Annotated in this window: 16 protein-coding genes; 8 read left to right on the forward strand and 8 right to left on the reverse strand. The window is 61.4% G+C overall.

Going from position 1 to position 18,743, the window contains the following annotated elements; genetic code table 11:
• The first annotated feature begins 159 nt into the window (after positions 1 to 159).
• From PDO_RS19840 to PDO_RS19855, 4 genes are read left to right on the forward strand one after another with little or no spacing between them, the layout of a single operon-like run.
• A complete protein-coding gene (locus PDO_RS19840) occupies positions 160 to 924 on the forward strand; it encodes a LamB/YcsF family protein (RefSeq protein WP_007606110.1) in 765 nt (254 codons plus the stop codon).
• 23 nt (positions 925 to 947) lie between these two features.
• Entirely contained in the window at positions 948 to 1,754 is an 807-nt protein-coding gene (locus PDO_RS19845) for a putative hydro-lyase (protein WP_007606112.1), read from the forward strand.
• 7 nt (positions 1,755 to 1,761) lie between these two features.
• On the forward strand, positions 1,762 to 3,378 hold the full coding sequence (locus PDO_RS19850) for a 5-oxoprolinase subunit B/C family protein (RefSeq protein WP_007606113.1): 1,617 nt from the start codon (positions 1,762 to 1,764) through the stop codon (positions 3,376 to 3,378).
• A gap of 41 nt (positions 3,379 to 3,419) precedes the next feature.
• Positions 3,420 to 5,150: an acetyl/propionyl/methylcrotonyl-CoA carboxylase subunit alpha gene (locus PDO_RS19855; protein WP_007606115.1), complete on the forward strand. Its 1,731-nt coding sequence runs from the start codon at positions 3,420 to 3,422 to the stop codon at positions 5,148 to 5,150.
• A gap of 51 nt (positions 5,151 to 5,201) precedes the next feature.
• On the opposite strand, the gene PDO_RS19860 is transcribed toward PDO_RS19855, so the two are convergent.
• A complete protein-coding gene (locus tag PDO_RS19860) occupies positions 5,202 to 6,032 on the reverse strand; it encodes a p-hydroxycinnamoyl CoA hydratase/lyase (protein ID WP_007606117.1) in 831 nt (276 codons plus the stop codon).
• Positions 6,033 to 6,089: 57 nt separating this feature from the next.
• Complete coding sequence (locus PDO_RS19865; RefSeq protein ID WP_007606118.1) at positions 6,090 to 7,658, reverse strand: AMP-binding protein; 1,569 nt, start codon at positions 7,656 to 7,658, stop codon at positions 6,090 to 6,092.
• A 154-nt stretch (positions 7,659 to 7,812) separates the two neighbouring features.
• On the opposite strand from PDO_RS19865, the gene PDO_RS19870 reads away from it, so the two are divergent.
• The gene (locus tag PDO_RS19870; protein WP_007606119.1) at positions 7,813 to 8,325 is read left to right on the forward strand and encodes a MarR family winged helix-turn-helix transcriptional regulator; all 513 of its coding nucleotides are present in this window, start codon (positions 7,813 to 7,815) and stop codon (positions 8,323 to 8,325) included.
• Positions 8,326 to 8,384: 59 nt separating this feature from the next.
• Here PDO_RS19870 and PDO_RS19875 read toward each other — a convergent pair whose 3' ends face one another.
• Entirely contained in the window at positions 8,385 to 9,830 is a 1,446-nt protein-coding gene (locus PDO_RS19875; protein ID WP_037074800.1) for an aldehyde dehydrogenase, read from the reverse strand.
• Between the two features lie 224 nt (positions 9,831 to 10,054).
• Positions 10,055 to 11,227 carry a 4-hydroxybenzoate 3-monooxygenase gene (pobA, locus tag PDO_RS19880; RefSeq protein WP_007606121.1) on the reverse strand — a complete coding sequence of 391 codons (1,173 nt, stop codon included), beginning with the start codon at positions 11,225 to 11,227 and terminating at the stop codon, positions 10,055 to 10,057.
• A 134-nt stretch (positions 11,228 to 11,361) separates the two neighbouring features.
• Between pobA and PDO_RS19885 the strand changes: the two genes are divergently transcribed.
• A complete protein-coding gene (locus tag PDO_RS19885; protein ID WP_244426490.1) occupies positions 11,362 to 12,273 on the forward strand; it encodes a helix-turn-helix domain-containing protein in 912 nt (303 codons plus the stop codon).
• Here the strand turns inward: PDO_RS19885 and PDO_RS19890 are convergent.
• On the reverse strand, positions 12,257 to 13,882 hold the full coding sequence (locus PDO_RS19890; RefSeq protein ID WP_007606123.1) for a sulfatase-like hydrolase/transferase: 1,626 nt from the start codon (positions 13,880 to 13,882) through the stop codon (positions 12,257 to 12,259). The two genes, PDO_RS19885 and PDO_RS19890, sit on opposite strands and share 17 nt — an antisense overlap.
• Positions 13,883 to 13,953: 71 nt before the next feature.
• On the opposite strand from PDO_RS19890, the gene PDO_RS19895 reads away from it, so the two are divergent.
• Positions 13,954 to 14,877, forward strand: a complete 924-nt coding sequence (locus tag PDO_RS19895; RefSeq protein ID WP_007606124.1) for a lysylphosphatidylglycerol synthase transmembrane domain-containing protein — start codon at positions 13,954 to 13,956, stop codon at positions 14,875 to 14,877.
• Between the two features lie 14 nt (positions 14,878 to 14,891).
• Here the strand turns inward: PDO_RS19895 and PDO_RS19900 are convergent, their stop codons facing one another.
• From PDO_RS19900 to ribA, 3 genes are read right to left on the reverse strand one after another with little or no spacing between them, the layout of a single operon-like run.
• Positions 14,892 to 15,647 (reverse strand): FkbM family methyltransferase, encoded by a 756-nt coding sequence (locus tag PDO_RS19900; RefSeq protein WP_007606125.1) that lies wholly within the window; start codon positions 15,645 to 15,647, stop codon positions 14,892 to 14,894.
• On the reverse strand, positions 15,644 to 16,432 hold the full coding sequence (locus tag PDO_RS19905; protein ID WP_007606126.1) for a CDP-alcohol phosphatidyltransferase family protein: 789 nt from the start codon (positions 16,430 to 16,432) through the stop codon (positions 15,644 to 15,646). The genes PDO_RS19900 and PDO_RS19905 overlap by 4 nt, the downstream gene beginning before the upstream one ends.
• Before the next feature lie 25 nt (positions 16,433 to 16,457).
• Positions 16,458 to 17,576 (reverse strand): GTP cyclohydrolase II RibA, encoded by a 1,119-nt coding sequence (gene ribA / locus PDO_RS19910; RefSeq protein WP_007606128.1) that lies wholly within the window; start codon positions 17,574 to 17,576, stop codon positions 16,458 to 16,460.
• A 161-nt stretch (positions 17,577 to 17,737) separates the two neighbouring features.
• Here ribA and PDO_RS19915 point away from each other — a divergent pair, with 161 nt between their 5' ends.
• The gene (locus tag PDO_RS19915; RefSeq protein WP_007606134.1) at positions 17,738 to 18,742 is read left to right on the forward strand and encodes a zinc-dependent alcohol dehydrogenase; all 1,005 of its coding nucleotides are present in this window, start codon (positions 17,738 to 17,740) and stop codon (positions 18,740 to 18,742) included.
• Position 18,743 lies beyond the last annotated feature (1 nt).

Genomic DNA, 18,743 nt, shown 5'->3' on the forward strand with positions numbered 1-18,743 from the left:
TGGTACATGGGCTACAAGTCCATCGGCCCGATCTTTGCCCTGCTGACGGCTGCCTGACGCACGGTTCCGCGTTTCTCCCGAGACGCGGAACTTCTCTTGCCTTTTGTTTCAAACAAAGCGCCGGACAATCTTGCTGGACTTGTATTGAGGAGACCTGACATGACTGCCATCGATCTGAACAGCGATCTCGGTGAAAGCTACGGCGCCTGGGCTATGGGCGATGACTCAGCGATGCTCGCCAACGTCTCCAGCGCCAATGTCGCCTGCGGTTTTCACGCCGGCGATCCCGTCGGCATCCTGAACACTGTTCGCGCTGCTGCCAAAAACGGTGTTTCGATTGGGGCACATGTCTCCTATCCCGATCGCGTCGGCTTCGGCCGGCGCGACATGGATGTCACACGCGATGAACTGATCGCCGATATGATCTACCAGATCGGCGCACTGAAGGGCATCGCCGCATCGGCCGGCGTCACCGTCGCCTATGTTAAGCCGCATGGTGCGCTTTATAATCGCATCGCCCACGATCCCAAGCAGGGCCAGGCTGTGATCGACAGCATCCTGGCCATCGATCCCTCGCTCGTCTTGATGGGACTTGCCGGTGCGCCGATCCTCGATCTCGCCCGCAAATCCGGCCTCAATGTCGTCGCCGAGGCCTTTGCCGACCGCGCCTATATGCCGGACGGCCAACTTGTTTCACGCCGCGAGCCGGGTGCCGTCCTGCACGATACGGCCGAGATCGCAGGCCGAATGCTGCAGCTTGCCCGGGAAGGCACGCTGGAAGCGATCGATGGCTCGACGATCAATATCGATGCCCAGTCGATCTGCGTACATGGCGACAGCCCTGGCGCTGTTACCATTGCCCGCGAAATCCGCCGCACGTTCGAGGAAAGCGGCATTACGGTCCGATCGTTTCTGTCGGCCTGAGTAAACTTCAAGGGAGGAATACAATGATTGCCCTGGATCATCTTCGCCATGTGAATGCCGCGCCGGCCCGCAGCGCCCGCGAACGGTATCGTGCAGGCCGCATCGAGCCGACGTCAGGCGTGGCACCGGGTTTTACCCAGGCCAACATGATCGTGCTGCCGCGCGACTGGGCCTTCGACTTCCTGCTCTATGCCCAGCGCAACCCCAAAGCCTGTCCGGTTCTGGACGTATCCGATCCCGGCTCGCATACAACCTTACTGGCACCGGATGCTGACCTGCGCAAGGATATCCCCCTTTATCGCATCTGGCGCGACGGGAAGCTGGCCGAGGAAACCGCGGATGCGACCGCGGCATGGGCAGAACATCCCGACCTCGTCAGCTTCCTGATCGGATGCAGCTTCACCTTCGAAACGCCGATGGTCGAGGCCGGCATCGAAATCCGCCACATGACCGACAAGTCGAACGTGCCGATGTATCTGACCAACAAGGCCTGCCGTCCCGCCGGTCGCCTGCATGGCAACATGGTCGTCTCGATGCGGCCGATCCCGGCATCGCGCGTGTCCGATGCTGCCACCATTTCCGGCCGCTTTCCGGCCGTGCATGGCGCACCCGTGCATGTCGGTGCGCCGGAAGAGATCGGCATCAAGGATCTTTCCAAGCCGGAATTCGGCGATCCGGTGCGCATTGAGCCTGGCGAAGTGCCGGTGTTCTGGGCCTGTGGCGTGACCCCGCAGGCCGCCGTCATGGCGTCTGGCGTGCCCTTTGCCATTACCCATGCGCCCGGCCACATGTTCATCACCGACATTCCTGATTCCGCCTATCACGCGTGAGGTTCCGATGCGTATCCTGCCCGTCAGCCTGACAGTTCTTCTGGTCGAACTCGCCGATCTCGACGAGACGCTGGCGCTGTTCGCCTCGCTCGAAGCCGATCCGGTGGATGGCATCATCGACATGGTGCCGGCCGCCCGCACCCTGATGATCCGGTTTCGGGCAGAAAAGCTGACAGCCGAGCGGCTTGCCGCCACTATCGCCACGCGCGATCTTTCCGCCCGCCTCGAAGCGTCGGATATGCTGGTGGAAATCCCGGTCAATTATGACGGCGAGGATCTTGCCGACGTCGCCGAGTTGACCGGTCTGTCTGTCGAGGATGTTGCCCGCCGCCACACGGAGAGCACGTTCACCGTCGCCTTTTGCGGTTTTGCCCCCGGCTTCGGTTATCTCGTCGGTGGCGACCCGGCCCTGCAGGTGCCACGCCGCCAGAGCCCACGGACGAAAATTCCGGCCGGCTCGGTTGCGCTCGCCGGCGCGTTCTCGGGTGTCTACCCGCAAAACAGCCCCGGCGGCTGGCAGATCATCGGCACAACGCCGGAAAAGATGTGGGACCTGTCACGCGATCCGCCCGCTCTTTTCCAGCCCGGACACCGGGTGCGTTTCATCGACCTGGCCAAGAAGGCTGCAGCGGTCATCATGCCGACCGCCAAAGCTGCAACCATCCAGACTTCCGGCGCGGCACCGACTGAACCTCCCGGCAACGACCTAACGTTCACGGTTCTGGCAGCCCCCGTGCCGGCCCTGTTCCAGGACCTCGGTCGCTTCGGCCAGACCGGCCAGGGCGTATCGTCGTCCGGCGCTCTCGATCAGGGCGCGCTCAAGGCCGCCAACCGCATCGTCGGCAATTCTGCCGGAACACCTGTGCTTGAGATCATCCTCGGCGGCTTTTCCTTTGAAGTCTCCGGCCGCACCGTGCTTGGCATCGCAGGTGCTCCCTGCCCGATCACGATCCGCGATGCATCTGGACGCAGCATCGAAGCCTCGACCTATCAGCCGATTGCGCTCGAAGCCGGCGATGTCGTCACACTCGGCCAGGCCCCGAAGGGCATGCGCAGCTATCTCTCGGTGCGCGGCGGCTTTGCCGTCAAGCCGGTGCTCGGCAGCGCTTCGACCGACACACTTGCCGTTGTTGGCCCCGATCCCGTGACTGCCGGCGCCGTGCTGACGATCAACCACGAGGCAGCCGGCCTCAGCAGCGTTTCATTGACCGAAGCACCCGCCTTCGATCATCCGGCCTCCGGTGACGTTGTCACGCTGGACGTCATCATGGGGCCGCGCAGTGACTGGTTCACGGAGACTGGCATTGCCACGCTTTCATCGCAGCTCTGGCAGGTCACACCACAGTCGAACCGTGTCGGCATCCGGATCAGCGGCGACGTTGCGCTTGAGCGCAAGGACAAGGCGGAACTTCCGAGCGAGGGCACGGCCACCGGCGCAATCCAGGTGCCGCATAGCGGGCAACCCGTTCTTTTCCTCGCCGACCATCCCTTGACCGGCGGTTATCCCGTGATCGGCACGGTTGCCGAATACCATCTCGATCTCGCCGGGCAGATCCCGGTCAATGCCCAGATCCGCTTCCAGCCTGTGACGAGGTTTGCCGATATCAAGCCTGCAAAAGCCTGAAACGAGCAAAATCGCACGAAGAATACTGTGAGGAGACATCCATGAAAAAAGTGCTGATCGCCAACCGTGGCGAAATCGCCGTCCGCATCATCCGCGCCTGTCGTGACCATGGCATCCAGTCGGTCGCGGTCTATGCCGATCCCGATATGGATGCGCTCTTCGTCGGGCTCGCCGACGAGGCCTATGGACTGGACGGCAGCCGCCCGGCGGAAACCTATCTCGACATCGACAAGCTGATCGCCGTTGCCAGGCGTTCTGGGGCAGATGCCGTGCATCCTGGCTATGGCTTCCTCTCGGAACGGGCGGAATTCGCCCGTGCCGTGCAAGAGGCCGGCCTGATCTGGATCGGTCCCGATCCGCATGTCATCGAAGCGCTCGGCGACAAGGTCGAGGCACGGCGCATCGCAACCAGCGTTGGCGCGCCTCTGGTCGCTGGCAGCGACGGCCCGGTCGAGACGGCAGCCGAAGTCACCGCCTTTGCCGAGCAGCACGGCCTGCCCGTTGCCATCAAGGCCGCCCATGGCGGCGGCGGTCGCGGTCTCAAGGTCGCCTGGACCATGGAAGAAATTCCCGAGCTTTATGACTCCGCCGTGCGCGAGGCGAAGGCCGCCTTCGGTCGCGGCGAATGTTTTCTCGAGCGTTTTCTCGACCGACCACGCCATATCGAAGCGCAGGTGCTGGCCGACAAGCATGGCAATGTGTTGGTGCTCGGCACCCGCGACTGCTCCTTGCAACGGCGCAACCAGAAGCTCGTCGAAGAAGCGCCCGCCCCCTTCCTTACCGACGCCCAGCGCCAGGAAATCCATGATGCTGCCAAGCGTATCTGTGCTGCAGCCGGTTATTCGGGTGCCGGCACGGTGGAATTCCTGCTCGGCGTCGATGGCACGATCTCCTTCCTCGAGGTCAACACCCGTCTGCAGGTCGAACATCCCGTGACCGAGGAAACGACCGGCATTGATCTGGTCATTGAACAGTTCCGCATTGCCGACGGTTTGCCACTACTGGTCACCGAAACGCCGGTCCCGCGCGGCCATTCGATCGAGTTCCGCATCAATGCCGAGGATCCCGGTCGCGGCTTCCTGCCGACGCCTGGCACGATCACGACATTCGACGCCCCGTCCGGCCCCGGCATCCGGCTCGACACCGGCGTCGTCTCCGGTTCGACCGTGCCTGGAACATTCGATTCCCTCATGGCCAAGCTGATCGTCACCGGCGCCACGCGCGAACAGGCTTTGGCCCGCGCACGCCGGGCCTTGAAAGAGTTCAAGATCGAGGGCATTGCCACCGTCCTGCCTTTCCACCGCGCGGCCATGGAGAGCCCGGACTTCACCGGTGAAGACGGCTTCAAGGTACATACGCGCTGGATCGAGACCGATTTTGCCGCAACACTGGAAGCAGCAGCCCGCCCGGAGACCACGGGTGACAGCGCCCTGATCCGCACCCATGTCGAAATCGACGGCAAGCGCCATGCACTCGGCATTCCAGCCGCCCTGCTGGCTGGTCTCGGCGGACTGTCCGGTCAGAATATCGGCGCGGCTTCATCCGCGAAAGCCGAAGATGCACTCAACATCACGGCGCCCATCTCCGGCACGCTGCAGGCATTCAAGGTCGAAGACGGCGCAGAAGTGGCTGCCGGCGACCTGATCGCCGTCATGGAGGCGATGAAGATGGAAACCCAGGTGACGGCGTTGCGTGCCGGCAAGATCCGCCTCGTTGCGGAAGCTGGAGCCTATCTTCAGGCCGGCGCAGAGATCGCGCGGTTCGAGGCATAATCCCATAAAATCAACCGGCCGAACAATCCGGCCGGTTGATCAATTGTGGCTTCAACGCTTGTAGGTGCCAAGGCCCGGACGATAGGTCTTGTCGTCGAGAAACTGCTTGAGGCCCTCGGCGCGGCCATTGCTCTTGTCGAGAAACAGCATCTGCTCGAGCTTGGCATAGATATAGTCGTCGGCCAGTTCCCAGGGCATGTTGCGCACGCGCTTGAACGTGTCCTTGGCTGCCTTCAGCACCACCGGGTTCTTTTCGAGCAGGGTTGCGCAGATGGCCCGCACGCGGGTCTCAAGCTCGGCAAGCGGCACGGATTCGTTGACCAGCCCCATGTCACGCGCCTTCTGGCCGCCGAAATTTTCGCCGGTCATGATGTAGTAGAGCGAGTCGCGATGGTTCATCACTTCGGCGACGGCACGCGTGACATTGCCACCCGGCAGGATGCCCCAGTTGATTTCCGACAGGCCGAAGGTTGCCTCATCGGCGGCAACCGCCAGATCGCATGCCACCAGCGGCGTGAACGCGCCACCGAAGCACCAGCCGTTGACCATGGCGATGGTCGGCTTTTCGAAATACATCAGCCGGTTCCACCAGCCACCGGACTGGCGGCGGCTCTTCAGGACCGCAGCCCGGCCCTTGCCGTCATTTTCGCGGAAATACTCCTTGAGGTCCATGCCGGCCGACCAGGACTGGCCGGCGCCGCGCAGCACCAGAACGCCGCAACGGTCGTCGGCCTCGAGATCCTCAAGCACTTCCATCATCCGCTTGTTCAACGCCGGGTTCATCGCATTGCGCTTTTCCGGACGGTTGAGCGTGACGAAAGCAATGCCGTTGTCGAATTCCACGAGGACCGGATCGGCCACGGTTTTGTCAGTCTCGGTCATGTTGCACTCCCTTTGAAGTCTGTTGATTGCCGGTCTTTTCTGACCGGGCCATGATGTTCAGGATGGAATGTGGCTCTGGCGCAAAATGTGTTTTTGCGCCTTGCCGGATGCCGTCCGCGGAATGGTATCGAGGAAGATCACGCGCGTCGGCCGCTTGTAGGGGGCGAGCCGCTCGGCGCAGTGGACGAAGATCTCTTCTGCTGTCGCACCTGCGTCCACAGCCACGACGAAGGCGAGCCCGCACTCACCCCATCGGGGATCGTCGACCCCGATCACGGCGACGTCGCGCACTTTCGGATGGGCGCCGATCACAGCCTCAACCTCGGCCGGAAAGACGTTTTCGCCGCCGGAAATATACATGTCCTTCAGCCGGTCGGGCACGTGGATCACGCCACCCGGATCGCGCCTGCCCAGATCGCCGGATCGATACCAGTCGCCGACAAAGGCCTTGGCCGTCTCCTCGGGCTTGTTCCAGTAACCGGGCGTCACCGACGGACCACGCAGCCAGATTTCTCCGACCTCGCCATCTGCCACGTCCGCGCCGTCTTCGCCGACCAGCCGAACCTCGATCAAAGGCGCGGGAAAGCCGACACTGCCGGGATAGGTTGCCACCATGTCACGGTCGAGCGGCATGTGGATCGCCGTGCCCGCTTCGCTCATGCCATAGCCGTTGACCAACGGAATGCCGTCGTCGAGGAAAGTCCTGATCAGCGCCGGTGACAAAGGCGCGCCGCCGATGAAGATCGCCTGCAATGCCTTGAGTGCCGATGGATCCCAGTTCGACGCCGAGCGCAGGGCCGCCGCCATCTGCGGTACGGCGAAATAATGTGTCACGCCAAGCGATGTGTCACCCAGTGTTGCCAACGTGCGCTCTGTCAGGAAACGATCGGAGATGACAAGACGGCCGCCCATCAGCAGTGTGGTTCGACAAATGGCGACAAGACCGATCGTGTGGAAGAACGGCAGATCACAGAGGGAAACCGACGCTGCCGTGACCTCGCCGACTAGGGCAAAATTGATCGCAGCCGCAAAGGTGTTGCGCCTTGTGATGATGACGCCTTTGGGAACACCGGTGGTTCCCGACGTGTAGAGCATGATGCAGGGGGCATCCGCATTTATGGACACAGGCTCAGCGCGCGGCATGTCGGCAGCCAGAGTCAGAAGACCACCCTCGCCTTCAACCGGCAGCCGCTTTGGCGCAAGGTCACGGATCAGGCCGAGCACCTCGGCAAATTCCAGGTCATGCAAGAGAAGCGCTGGCTTGCAGTCATCGATGATCGGCGCAAGCTCCATTGCGCCAAGCCGCCAGTTGAGCGGCACAAAGACATAGCCCGCCCTTTGGCAGGCAAGGCAGACGGCGATCTGCGCGATCGAGTTGCGGCCGAGATAGGCGATACGCGCGAAGGCTTCGCCCGGCGCAGTATCTGGCGCAATCACCTGCGCCAGAACCGTGGCGATACGGGCGACGCTGTCGTCGAGTTCGGCATAGGTCTGACCAAGGCCTGTCGCCACCTCGAAGACGGCGGGGCGTTCCGGGTTGACTCTGGCCCGGTAGATCAAGGGGTCATCTGTCTCCAGCCCGACCGCGTTGGGATGCATGGCAGCAGTCAGCGTGCTTGGCTGCATAATTGGCTTCTCCTCCACATCGCCTCTCCCTGGCAATTTTGTAAGTTACACATACTATATAAAAGCAGGGACAGACAAGTGGAATTTTGGCTGCTAATGTTGCCAGTGATGATAAAGGCGCAACAACAAGAGGCGCTTCAGCGAAAGACAAGTCATGACGCGACCAAGTGACCTCAGACCGGCCAATGACGATGACGCCCCAGAACTCGGGACAGGCCTGCGCACCGGGCGGCTCGATGACATACTCGGCTTTCATCTGCGCATGGCCAATGTCGCGATCTACCAGGATTATTCGGCCGCCATGTGCGATATCGGCCTGACGCAGAAACAGTTCGCAGTGCTGGAGCTGATCGCCGCCAATCCGCGCGTCAGCCAGATCGACATTGCCAATCAGCTGAGCATGGACCGCGCCACGATGATGGCGCTGGTCAACAGGCTTGAGGCGCGCAAGCTGATCGAACGCAAACCTTCCGCCGTGGACAGGCGGCGTCAGGAATTGCTGATGACGACCGACGGCCTCGCCCTGATCGGCCAGGCCCGCACGATCCAGCAACAACACGAACTGCGCTTCACTGCACGCTTCACCCCGGAAGAACTGCAGGTTTTCGTCGAAGGGCTGAAGCGCATCTATGCCGACATCATCCCTGGTCGCGGCGACGTCGAGTAAAAACGCCTGTCAATCAAACGGCCGCCTTTCGGGCGGCCGTTGATGGTCAAGTCTTATCCTCAGAACGGATAATGCTGGTTCGGATCCTCGATGGTGATCCAGCGCAGATCGGTAAATTCTGCAATCGCCGCCTTGCCGCCGAAACGGCCGTAGCCACTGCCCTTGACGCCGCCGAACGGCATCTGGGGCTCATCGAAGACCGTTGGGCCATTGATATGGCAGATGCCGGATTCGATACGCCCGGCAACCGAAAGCGCCCGCTGGATATCTCGGCTGAACACAGCGCCCGACAGCCCGTATTCGGTGTCGTTGGCAATGCGGATCGCCTCATCCTCGCCCGCGACGCGAATGATCGGCTTGACCGGTCCAAAGCTCTCTTCCGAATACATGCGCATGTCCGAGGTCACATGGTCGAGCAGCGTCGCCTCGACCACACTGCCGTCGCGCTTGCCGCCGGCCACCAACTTTGCCCCCTTGGAGACGGCATCACTGATCAGTTCTTCCATCTTTTTGGCAGACTCGAGGCTGATCAGGGAGCCCAGAACGACATGCCCGCGTGGATCGCCAGCCGGCAGTTTCGAAGCCTTGGCCGCAAGCTTTTCGACAAATTCATCGGCAATCTTTGCATCGACGATGATGCGCTCGGTCGACATGCAGATCTGGCCCATATTGGCGAAGGCACCGAAGGCTGCCGCGTTAACCGCCGCATCGATGTCGGCATCGTCGAGAATGACAAGCGGCGCCTTGCCGCCCAATTCGAGCAGCGCCGGTTTCAGGTGACGACCGCAAAGTTCACCGATGATCTTGCCAACCTTGGTCGAGCCGGTGAAGTTGACCCGCTTGATCGCCGGATTGGTAATCAATGCCTCGACGATGCTTGCCGCATCTTCCGGCGCATTGGTGATGACGCTGATCACACCAGTCGGCAAACCCGCTTCGACAAGGCACTGGGCAATCAGACGATGGGTACCCGGGCACTGCTCCGATGCCTTAAGGATGACGGTATTGCCACAGGCGATCGGCATGGCGACGGCGCGAGTGCCGAGAATGATCGGCGCATTCCAGGGTGCAATGCCAAGGCAGACGCCGACCGCCTGACGCATGCCCATCGACAACGAACCCGGCTTGTTCGACGGAATGACCTCGCCGGAAATCTGGGTGGTCATCGAAGCCGCTTCGCGCAGCATGCTGGCCGCCACCATGACATTGAAGCCGCCCCAGTGACCGGTGGCACCCGTTTCGGAAATCACCAGCTCGCTGAACTCGCCTGCCTTGGCCTCCATGATATCAGCGGCCTTGAGCAGGATCTTGCGCCGCTCGCCCGGACCTGTCTTCGACCAGGCCGGAAACGCCGCCGAAGCGGCATCAACCGCCGCCTGCACGTCCTTCAGGCTCGCAGCTGACGCTGTCGTTGCAACCTTCTGGGTAAAGGGATTGATCCGGTCAAAGGTCCGGCCACCTTCGGCGGCCTGCTCCGCGCCATTGATCAGCAATGAAATATGCATGTTCATGAATGTCTCCTCCTTTGTCGTATTGATCTATCCGCCAGCTTGCACAGGGAACACCCCGTTGCTGCACGCCAAAACACCGCCACATCTCCCAATGCGTCAGATCGAACCTGCCAGGCCCCTCAACGAACACTCATCGTCGGAGGCTCGGGTCTCGGCAACCAGCATCGCATTATAGTAAGCTTAACATACTATTTGGCGACAGCAAGAGCGCGCGACCCTCAGTAGGGCAAGCCGACATAATTCTCCGCCATCGCTGTTGCGGCCGCCCGGGAATGCGTCAGGTAGTCCAGTTCCGCTTCCTGGATCTTCTGGCCGAAATCACCATTGTCGGGAAAGCGATGCAGCAGCGTCGTCATCGACCAGGAAAAGCGCACGGCATTCCACACCCGTTTCAGCGCCTTGGCGGAATAGGCATCGAGCCCAGCATTCGACTTCTCCTGATAAAACTCAAGCAGGCCCTCGATCAGGTAGAAGACGTCGGATGCCGCCAGATTGAGCCCCTTGGCGCCGGTCGGTGGCACGATATGGGCCGCATCACCCACCAGGAACAGGCGTCCGAAGCGCATCGGCTCGGCGACGAACGAACGCAAGGGTGCTATCGATTTCTCGAAACTCGGTCCTGTCACCAAGGCTTCGGCATGATGGGCCGGCAACCGGCGGCGCAACTCGTCCCAGAAGCGATCGTCCGACCACATGTCGACCGTGTCGTCGAGCGAGCACTGAACATAATAACGACTGCGGGTATTCGAGCGCATCGAACAGAGCGCGAAGCCACGGGGGTGGTTCGCATAGATCAACTCGTGATTGACCGGCGGCACATCGGCCAGAATACCGAGCCAACCGAAGGGATAGACCTTTTCGAATGTCTTGATCGCGGCTTCCGGGACCGCCTTGCGGCTTGCCCCATGGAAACCATCACATCCGGCGATGAAATCGCAGTCGATGCGATGGGAGACACCGTCCTTGTCATAGGTCAGATAGGGGCTGTCGCCATCGAAACCTGCCGGTGTGACATTGGCCGCATCATGGATCGTGATGCCACCGTCGCGCTCACGTCTTTCGATCAGATCGAGGGTGAGTTCGGTCTGGCCATAGACCATCACCCGCTTGCCACCGGTCAGATCGAACAGATCGATACGGTGGTCGCGGCCATCAAACGCCAGTGAAAAGCCGTCATGCGGCAGGCCTTCACGATGCATGCGCGCACCGACACCGGCACGATCGAGCATGCCGACCATGCCTTCTTCCAGAACGCCGGCCCGCACACGGGCGAGGATATGCTCCTTGCCCACCCGGTCGATGATGATGTTGTCGATACCCGCATTCGTCAAAATCTGACCGAGCAAAAGGCCTGACGGGCCTGAGCCGATGATGGCAACCCTGGTGCGCATGGTTCCTCCCGAATGCGTCTGCAAACTTGTCTATACGCAAACTCTGGCCCCGGATCGGCGCCACAACAATGGACTAAGGATGTCTTTTATTGCACATTTCGAACATGACGAACCGCAAACCTCCCGCTGACAGAATGATCCCGACCTATGAGCTCTATGGCGAAGATGAGCCCGCGTCGGCGCGCTTTTGGGTGCACTGCGAAACGATACCGGCGCGAAGCAGCCAATACCATTGGGAAATCGGCCTGCATCGCCACGACCACTTCTTTCAGATCCTGCTGGTCACGGGTGGCTCCGGCGATGCTCTCTTTGGCAACGACATTGTGCGTTTCGAACCCTGCGCAGTGTTGACCGTTCCGCCCGGCATCCATCATGGGTTCCGCTTTTCACCGGACATCGACGGCTACGTTCTGACCTTCCTCACATCGCGTCTGCCTGTCCGCCCTGGCGAACCCAGTCCACTGGGCGCCTTTCTGTCGAGCACGCGCGTCACGCAGCTCGACGACAAGCATGGCGATTCCGCCCTGATCCGGGCAAGCATCCTACGACTTTGCGACGAGTGGCAGGAGCGACGCAGCGGTCGGGCGATTATGATGGAGGCATGCCTCGCCACTGCCCTGACGCTGACAGCGCGACTGGCGGGGCAGGATGCAGCAGATGCAGAAAGCACGGATGAGAACGACCGGCGCATGGAAACGCTGACGGCCCTGATGCACCGTGAGGTGAGAAACCATCGCGCGGCAAGCTTCTATGCCACGGCTCTCGGTATTTCGCCGACCCATCTCAACCGCGTGGTCAAGGACAAGGCTGGCGTGAGCACTCAGGAGCTACTGATGCGTCGCCTTCTGGAGGAGGCCCAGCGCGAACTGCTGTTTACCCCCGGCAGCATCCAGGAAGTGGCTTTCCGCCTCGGCTTTGCCGATCCCGCCTATTTTTCCCGCTTATTCACCCGGAAGACGGGCTCGACGCCGCGCGCCTGGAGATTGCGCGAACAGCAGCGCCTGGGGTCCCGCGACAATGACGAGGCAGTCACCGGACTTTCGTGAACAGGTCGATCAGCACACCGCGCATCTGATCCATCGGCCACTCGCGCGTATCGGCTTTCGGGATCATACCTGCCGCAAACCCAGTCCGGCGGAAACGGTCGATCAGCGCCGCGTCTGCGCTGACCACATGCAGGGGTACGCTACGCGGCGCGTCGGCGCCGGTCACGATCGCCGCGGGCTGATGATCGCCGAGAATGACAAAGACGGTGTCCTTGCCGAAACGTGTCATGTAACTCCCCAACGTCTCGAGCGAATAGTCTATGGTCTGGATATAGTGCGCGCGCACGCGTTCCGGATCTGCCCAGACGACCGAGGGTGCATCGCCGCTTGTTGCCTGGGCGTCAAAAACCGAACCATCCCCGACCGACTGCCAGTCGACGAGGCTGGCCACCGGCGTCCAGGGCGCATGACTGGAGATCAGCGCGATTTCGGCCATCACCGGCTTGCGCTCCTTGGCCGGCAGCGCGCGCACCAGTCGCTCGAAGGCCGAAAGCGTGTACTGATCGGGCATCGTCACCCAGTTGAACGGCTGACCGCGGTAGCCAAGATCGGCAGCCGCCAGAATTCGGTCATAGCCGAAATAGGCGGCCTCCGGCCACGCCATGGTGATCGCCGGCATGACCGCGACACTCTTCCAGCCGGCATCGACGAACAGCCTATTCAAGCTTGGCTTTTCACTGCGCATCAACCGGTCATAACGTGCCTGGCTATCGACCCAGAGCCCGGACAGCAGCGTGCCATGGGCAAGCCAGCTCAGCCCGCCCACCGTCGGCGAGCCGACCCAGGCGCTGGCGGAGGAAAGGCCCGCCGATGCCAGTTGCGTCTCGATCGCCTGCAGGCGGGACGTCGTTACAGATGCATAACGGGGGTCTTCGATGGCACTGCGGCCATAGGATTCGACGAAGATCAAAACAACATCCTGACCCGTGATTGCCGAAAACAGGCCAGCGCCGGATATCTGCCCGTCGGCGCGAGCCAGGTCAGCCTCAAAGGCCCTGAGATCCCCGACAGAGCTTGCGACCAGAGCGAGACGTTCAAGGAGATAACGCGACATCCGCGCCTCGACCCCGGGCTGGCCGGCGGCAAAGCCGAATGCGCCGATCAGCAACGGCGCGGCAAAGGCGACCAGTAGTCCGCTGCGCATCCTCCCTTCGGCCATCGCCATCCAGCCGATCGCCCGCCGAAACAAGAACCCAAAGCCCAACAGCGCAGCGACGATGGCAAGGATTGCCGCGAGCGTGGCAGCGATGCCGATTGAACCGGACAGGAGATTCCATCCATCCGCCAGCATGCGGGCGTCCAGATAGGGGTTGAAAGGACGCTGAAATGCGGCCTGCGTGCCGATATCCGCAAGTTTGAGCAACAGGATCGCAAAGACGAGTACCGTTACCAGTCCGGCAAGAAAGCGTGCGGGCCGGCCTCTGGCGAACAACAGCGCCAGCCCGAGTAGCGGCACTTCCAGCGGCAATCTCGCGAAAGCATCGATAACGATGGCATCGGGATGATCAGGCAGGGCAATGGCAAACCAGCCGACTGCGGAAAACAGCAACATCCCCAGGAGCGAAAATTGGCGTGAACCCGGCTTGCGATCCAGGATTTTGCGGCTCATGACAGTCCAGACCCCTCGCGCATTCGTATCAGGCTTCGAGAAACGATGTCCTGATCAGAAAGTCCAGCCACGTGTTCCTGCTCCGCCTGGCCGCCCCGATTGTGACCATTGCCCTGATCGCTGTCATTGCGATGGGGGTCGACAAGGCTGCCCTGGTCCAGGCTTTTTCCCATGTCTCGGCATCCGACCTGGTACTTGGCCTTGCTCTTGTTCAGTTGCAAATCATGCTGTCGGCCCTGCGTTGGCGTTTTACGGCCGGTCGTCTCGGCCAACGGATAAAGCTGAACCGGGCCATCGGTGAATATTATGTGGCAAGTCTGCTGAACCAGAGCCTGCCCGGCGGCATGGCAGGTGATGCGATCAGGGCCTGGCGCATGCGGACTGCGGATCAAGGCGGATGGAAGCTGCCGGCCAAGGCCGTTCTGTTCGAGCGTCTTTCCGGTCAGGCAGCGTTCTTCGTGCTGGCAGCCTGCGGAATTGTCGCCTGGCCCTTGCTGATCGGCGCGCATGAGCCCGTCCGGCTGCATTCGGTCCTGCCGGTCATGCTCGCATGTACCGTCCTTGCCCTGACCGGCTTGATGTTGGCAATCCGGACCAATAGCTTCCACCGTCTCACAAGCCTGTTGCCGGACCTGCAACAGGTCTTTGTCAAAGACCGGGCTTGGGCGGTGCAGATCGGATTGAGCCTTGTCATTCTTGCAACCTATCTCGCAATCTTTCTGCTGGCATCGGAAGCCATCGGCGCTCCGCTGCCCATGGTCGCCGCGCTGACGGCCATCCCGCTCGCCTTGCTTGCCATGCTGATCCCGGCGGGCCTTGGTGGCTGGGGTACGCGCGAAGCTGCCGCCATGGCGCTTTGGCCGTTCCTGGGCGCCAGCGCCGCCGATGGACTGGCTGCCAGCCTGCTTTACGGCGCATTGTCTCTTGCCGGAGCGGCGCCGGGGATCCTGGTCCTCGCCCTGCCCGGTTTTGCCGTGGCAGGGACGAAAAGCTAGGCCTCCGTGGTCCCTCATCGGGACTCCAACCGTGCATAGACGTCGCCCGAGATCGCGTCCGGAGGCATGGCCGTAAGTTCTTCAAGCATTTCCTCGGCGCTTATCCAGGCGTCACCGACAAAACGATGGGTTTCTCCAACAACACGATTGAAACGGTAGTCGCCCAAACTCATCAACCGGCCGATTGCATGCGTCACGACTGTTGGCATGGCCGGCAGATATTCGAACGCGATCAGCGCAATCGGGATGCTCAACCCGTCCAGGATTTCCGCCTCGGCTCCCTCGACGTCGATCTTGCAAAAGACCGGCAGGCCATGGCGGGAGATCAACTGGTCAAGCGTGACCATCGGCACCGTCACCTTGTGGTCCCAGACGACCTGGGCGAAGCCCGGTGTCTTCCGCACCGTCTCGACAAAACGCGGCGATATGCTCGTCACGGTCGGATGCCGGCTAGAAATCAACAGGTCGATCTGCCCCGGCTTCTGGCCGACAGCCACACGCTCGAAGGCCTTCAGACGTCCCTTGAAACGGTTTTCGATAAAATCGGCAAAGGCCGGCTGAGGCTCGACGGCGACGACTTTTGCCCCGAGCAAGAGCAATGTCTGGCTTCGGCTGCCGACATGGGCACCGATGTCGAAGACCAGATCGCCTGGCCGGATCAGATGATTGTAGAACCGCTTGAGTGCAAGGCGCCGCCAAGGCTGCGCGTAGTAGACAACAAGCGAACGGACCAGACCCCAGGAAGTACCGAAACGCGCCATAAGGGTCATCGGGGTCTGCCCGACTGGCCAAGCAGATACGCTATATCAACACCGAAGGAATAAATCAGCATCGCAAGTGCAAATGCACAAATGCCACCCGAATAAAGCGGCTCGACAAACGGCATCAGCACCAGACACAGTGCGGCGATCTGCAGGACGCAGACCAGTTTCCGGCGGAAGGACACGAAGAGCTCCCCGCGCAATCTTGGCAGGAACATCTGGGCGGCGACAAATGCATAGCGCATCAGCCCAATCAGCATGACCCAGACGCCAGCCTTCTCGAGGACTGCCGCTGCGACCGAGAGGATCAGGATCAGCAAGGCATCGACTTCCATGTCGAAGCGCGCACCGAATTCGGATGTGTGTCCGAACCGGCGCGCCAGATAACCGTCGATGCCGTCCATCGCCAGCGCCACGAACACGACGCCGACCAAGGTCCAGAGTGCGGTATCCGTCTGGTCAAGCTGGTTCAGAAACAACACCGCCGCGCCTGTCAAGCTGACCATTGCCGCACGAACGGCCGTCACCACATTGGCGGGTCCGAAACGTCTATGCGGATGACCGGGTAACGCGTGTAGGGCAAACGCGAAGATCAGCCCCGTGAGAAGCATGGTCGAGACAACAAAATCCCAGCCAAGCGGCACATGCAATGTCGCGGCCGTTGCAACCACCAAAGTGGCTACAAATATGCCGGCCAGATGCAGGAGGGCATCGCGCAGTAGCAGGCTCGAATTTGGGCGGCGAAGCCCATCGTCGCCAACCCAATCACCCATCCTCTCCGGTTCGCTGACCATGATCCGCTCCTCGACGCGATGCAGCCTACTCCGCAGCAACCAGCGTTTCGAGGTCCATCATATGGCCGGCGCGCAGCGTCTTGGTGCGCAGATAGTTCTCGTTTTCCGCGGTCACGAGCCCGTTCACAGGCGCACGCGCTTCAACGGAAATACCACCGGCACGAAGAGCCGCGATCTTGGTCGGATTGTTGGTGTATACCGCAACGCGCTTAATCTCCAGCAGTTGCAGCATGGCAATGGCTGCCTCGTATCGCCGATGATCCTCACCCAGCCCCAGTTCGGCATCCGCGTCGATCGTATCGAGGCCGAGATGCTGATAGCCATAGGCGCGCATCTTGGCGCCGATGCCCGTACCGCGTCCTTCCTGGTCAAGATAAAGCAACACGCCACCGCCGGCGTGCTTCAACAAGGACAGGCCATTGCGAAGCTGATCACCGCAATCGCATTTCAGCGATCCGCAGAGGTCGCCGGTCATGCACGAGGAATGAACCCGCACCGGCACTGCCTTGGTAAGGTCGGGCTGACCAACAATGATCGCCACCTGATCCTTCTGGGCAAGGCCTCCGCGAAAGACGACAAATTCGGCTTGGCCGAGACCCGCCAACGGCACGCGCGTTCTGGCGATCTTGTCGAAGCGCTGGCGGGCGATATCCGCCCCGCGCAACTGGCTTGCCTCAACGGAGCAGCAACCGGAAAACCGAGCGGCACTGTAAGTGACGTCGGCCACAACCATGGCCGGCAGCAAAAGGGCTATGCGCGCAAGTTCGGCAGACAAGGATGCCAGCCCATCGGCCGGCTGGTAAGACAGCGGCTGATCGGCACCCAGGGCATAGGCCAATCGCGACGCCTTGTCGAAGCTGACGCCGGCAAGCGGTGCCAGCACGTCTCGCCCGTGTCCGATCGCGTGCCCTAGCCCCAGGCGACCGGCGCGCGGTGCGGTCAGGAGAAGCGCATGGCTGTCGTCGGTGGCGGACGCGAACTGGTCGTAAAGCGATGGCGCTATGCAATCGAGCGAGACAGCCGCGAGATGGCGCGAACCCTCCTTCAGGATGACAGGCCGGCCATAGCGCAATTCCGAAACGGCGCGCTCAACTTCGATGGCTGGCGTTGAAAACTGGAAGGCGGAACTGCTCGTCGAGGACATCCTGGCACTCCTTTGATCATTGTCGATCACTACGCCAATGCAACGCATCCGGATTGCGCCGGCTCGGTAAATATATTTTGATCAGAACGATAAGCAATTGCGCTCTACCGCTCTAGGTATCCGCAGATATATGGTCTCAATACGCGAAAGAGGAAGACCGCGTGAAGCCTGCAAGCGATGAACAGTCTGTGTCCGAAGCCGTGACAGCCACCGCCCTGTGGTTCGAGGCGGCTGGTCTCTGCCGAATGCGCCGGGAAAGACTGCCGCCGCTTGCAGAAGGCGAGGTTTGCGTGCGAACGCTGTTCAGCGGCATCAGCCGCGGCACGGAATCGCTGGTTCTTGCTGGCAAGGTTCCGGTCAGCGAATATGCACGCATGCGCGGACCGAACATGGGTGGCGACTTCCCGTTCCCGGTAAAATACGGCTATGCGGCAGTTGGTCGGATCGAAGCGGGGCCGACGGACCTGGTCGACCGGACCGTATTCTGCCTGCATCCGCACCAGGATTTCTTTGTGATTGCCGCCGATCAGGCGGTCGTTCTGCCGGAGGCATTGCCCGCAGGCCGTGCGATCCTGGCTGCCAATATGGAAACCGCACTCAATGTTGTGTGGGATGCCGGCATCCTGCCGGGCGACAAGATCGCCGTCTTCGGCGCGGGCGTGGTCGGAAGCCTGGTCGCCTTCATCACATCCTGCATTGTCGGCACCGAAACCGTGCTTGTCGATCGCGATGCTGGCCGCGCCCACCTTGCAGCAAACCTCGGGCTGGATTTCGTCGAAGCATCGGCGTTGGAGGGCGAGTTTGATGTTCTGATCAATGCCTCCGGTTCGTCCGAGGCCCTGGAAAGCGCCATCCGTCATGCCGGCATGGAAGCACGCATCGTCGAAGCCAGCTGGTACGGCGACAGGCAGGCCAGCATCCCTCTCGGCGGCGCCTTCCATTCCCGCCGGTTGCAAATTGTCAGCTCGCAAGTGGGCGCCATTTCCGCCATTCGACGCCCGCGCTGGAGCTTTGCCCGCCGCATGGCCAAGGCGCTTGAGCTTTTGACCGATCAACGGCTTGATGTCCTGATTTCCGGTGAAACCGATTTCTATGACCTTGAAGCTGCTTATCCGTCTATCCTGTCCTCGCAAGACACCCTGTGCCATCGCATCCGCTACCGTTGAA

It is taken from the genome of Rhizobium sp. PDO1-076 (assembly GCF_000247475.1).
Taxonomy (GTDB): Bacteria; Pseudomonadota; Alphaproteobacteria; order Rhizobiales; family Rhizobiaceae; genus Allorhizobium.

Coding starts and splice junctions, on each gene's coding strand:
- PDO_RS19840 (WP_007606110.1), top strand. CDS start 160: ATGACTGCCATCGATCTGAACAGCGATCTCGGTGAAAGCTACGGCGCC.
- PDO_RS19845 (WP_007606112.1), top strand. CDS start 948: ATGATTGCCCTGGATCATCTTCGCCATGTGAATGCCGCGCCGGCCCGC.
- PDO_RS19850 (WP_007606113.1), top strand. CDS start 1,762: ATGCGTATCCTGCCCGTCAGCCTGACAGTTCTTCTGGTCGAACTCGCC.
- PDO_RS19855 (WP_007606115.1), top strand. CDS start 3,420: ATGAAAAAAGTGCTGATCGCCAACCGTGGCGAAATCGCCGTCCGCATC.
- PDO_RS19860 (WP_007606117.1), bottom strand. CDS start 6,032: ATGACCGAGACTGACAAAACCGTGGCCGATCCGGTCCTCGTGGAATTC.
- PDO_RS19865 (WP_007606118.1), bottom strand. CDS start 7,658: ATGCAGCCAAGCACGCTGACTGCTGCCATGCATCCCAACGCGGTCGGG.
- PDO_RS19870 (WP_007606119.1), top strand. CDS start 7,813: ATGACGCGACCAAGTGACCTCAGACCGGCCAATGACGATGACGCCCCA.
- PDO_RS19875 (WP_037074800.1), bottom strand. CDS start 9,830: ATGCATATTTCATTGCTGATCAATGGCGCGGAGCAGGCCGCCGAAGGT.
- pobA (WP_007606121.1), bottom strand. CDS start 11,227: ATGCGCACCAGGGTTGCCATCATCGGCTCAGGCCCGTCAGGCCTTTTG.
- PDO_RS19885 (WP_244426490.1), top strand. CDS start 11,362: ATGATCCCGACCTATGAGCTCTATGGCGAAGATGAGCCCGCGTCGGCG.
- PDO_RS19890 (WP_007606123.1), bottom strand. CDS start 13,882: ATGAGCCGCAAAATCCTGGATCGCAAGCCGGGTTCACGCCAATTTTCG.
- PDO_RS19900 (WP_007606125.1), bottom strand. CDS start 15,647: ATGACCCTTATGGCGCGTTTCGGTACTTCCTGGGGTCTGGTCCGTTCG.
- PDO_RS19905 (WP_007606126.1), bottom strand. CDS start 16,432: ATGGTCAGCGAACCGGAGAGGATGGGTGATTGGGTTGGCGACGATGGG.
- ribA (WP_007606128.1), bottom strand. CDS start 17,576: ATGTCCTCGACGAGCAGTTCCGCCTTCCAGTTTTCAACGCCAGCCATC.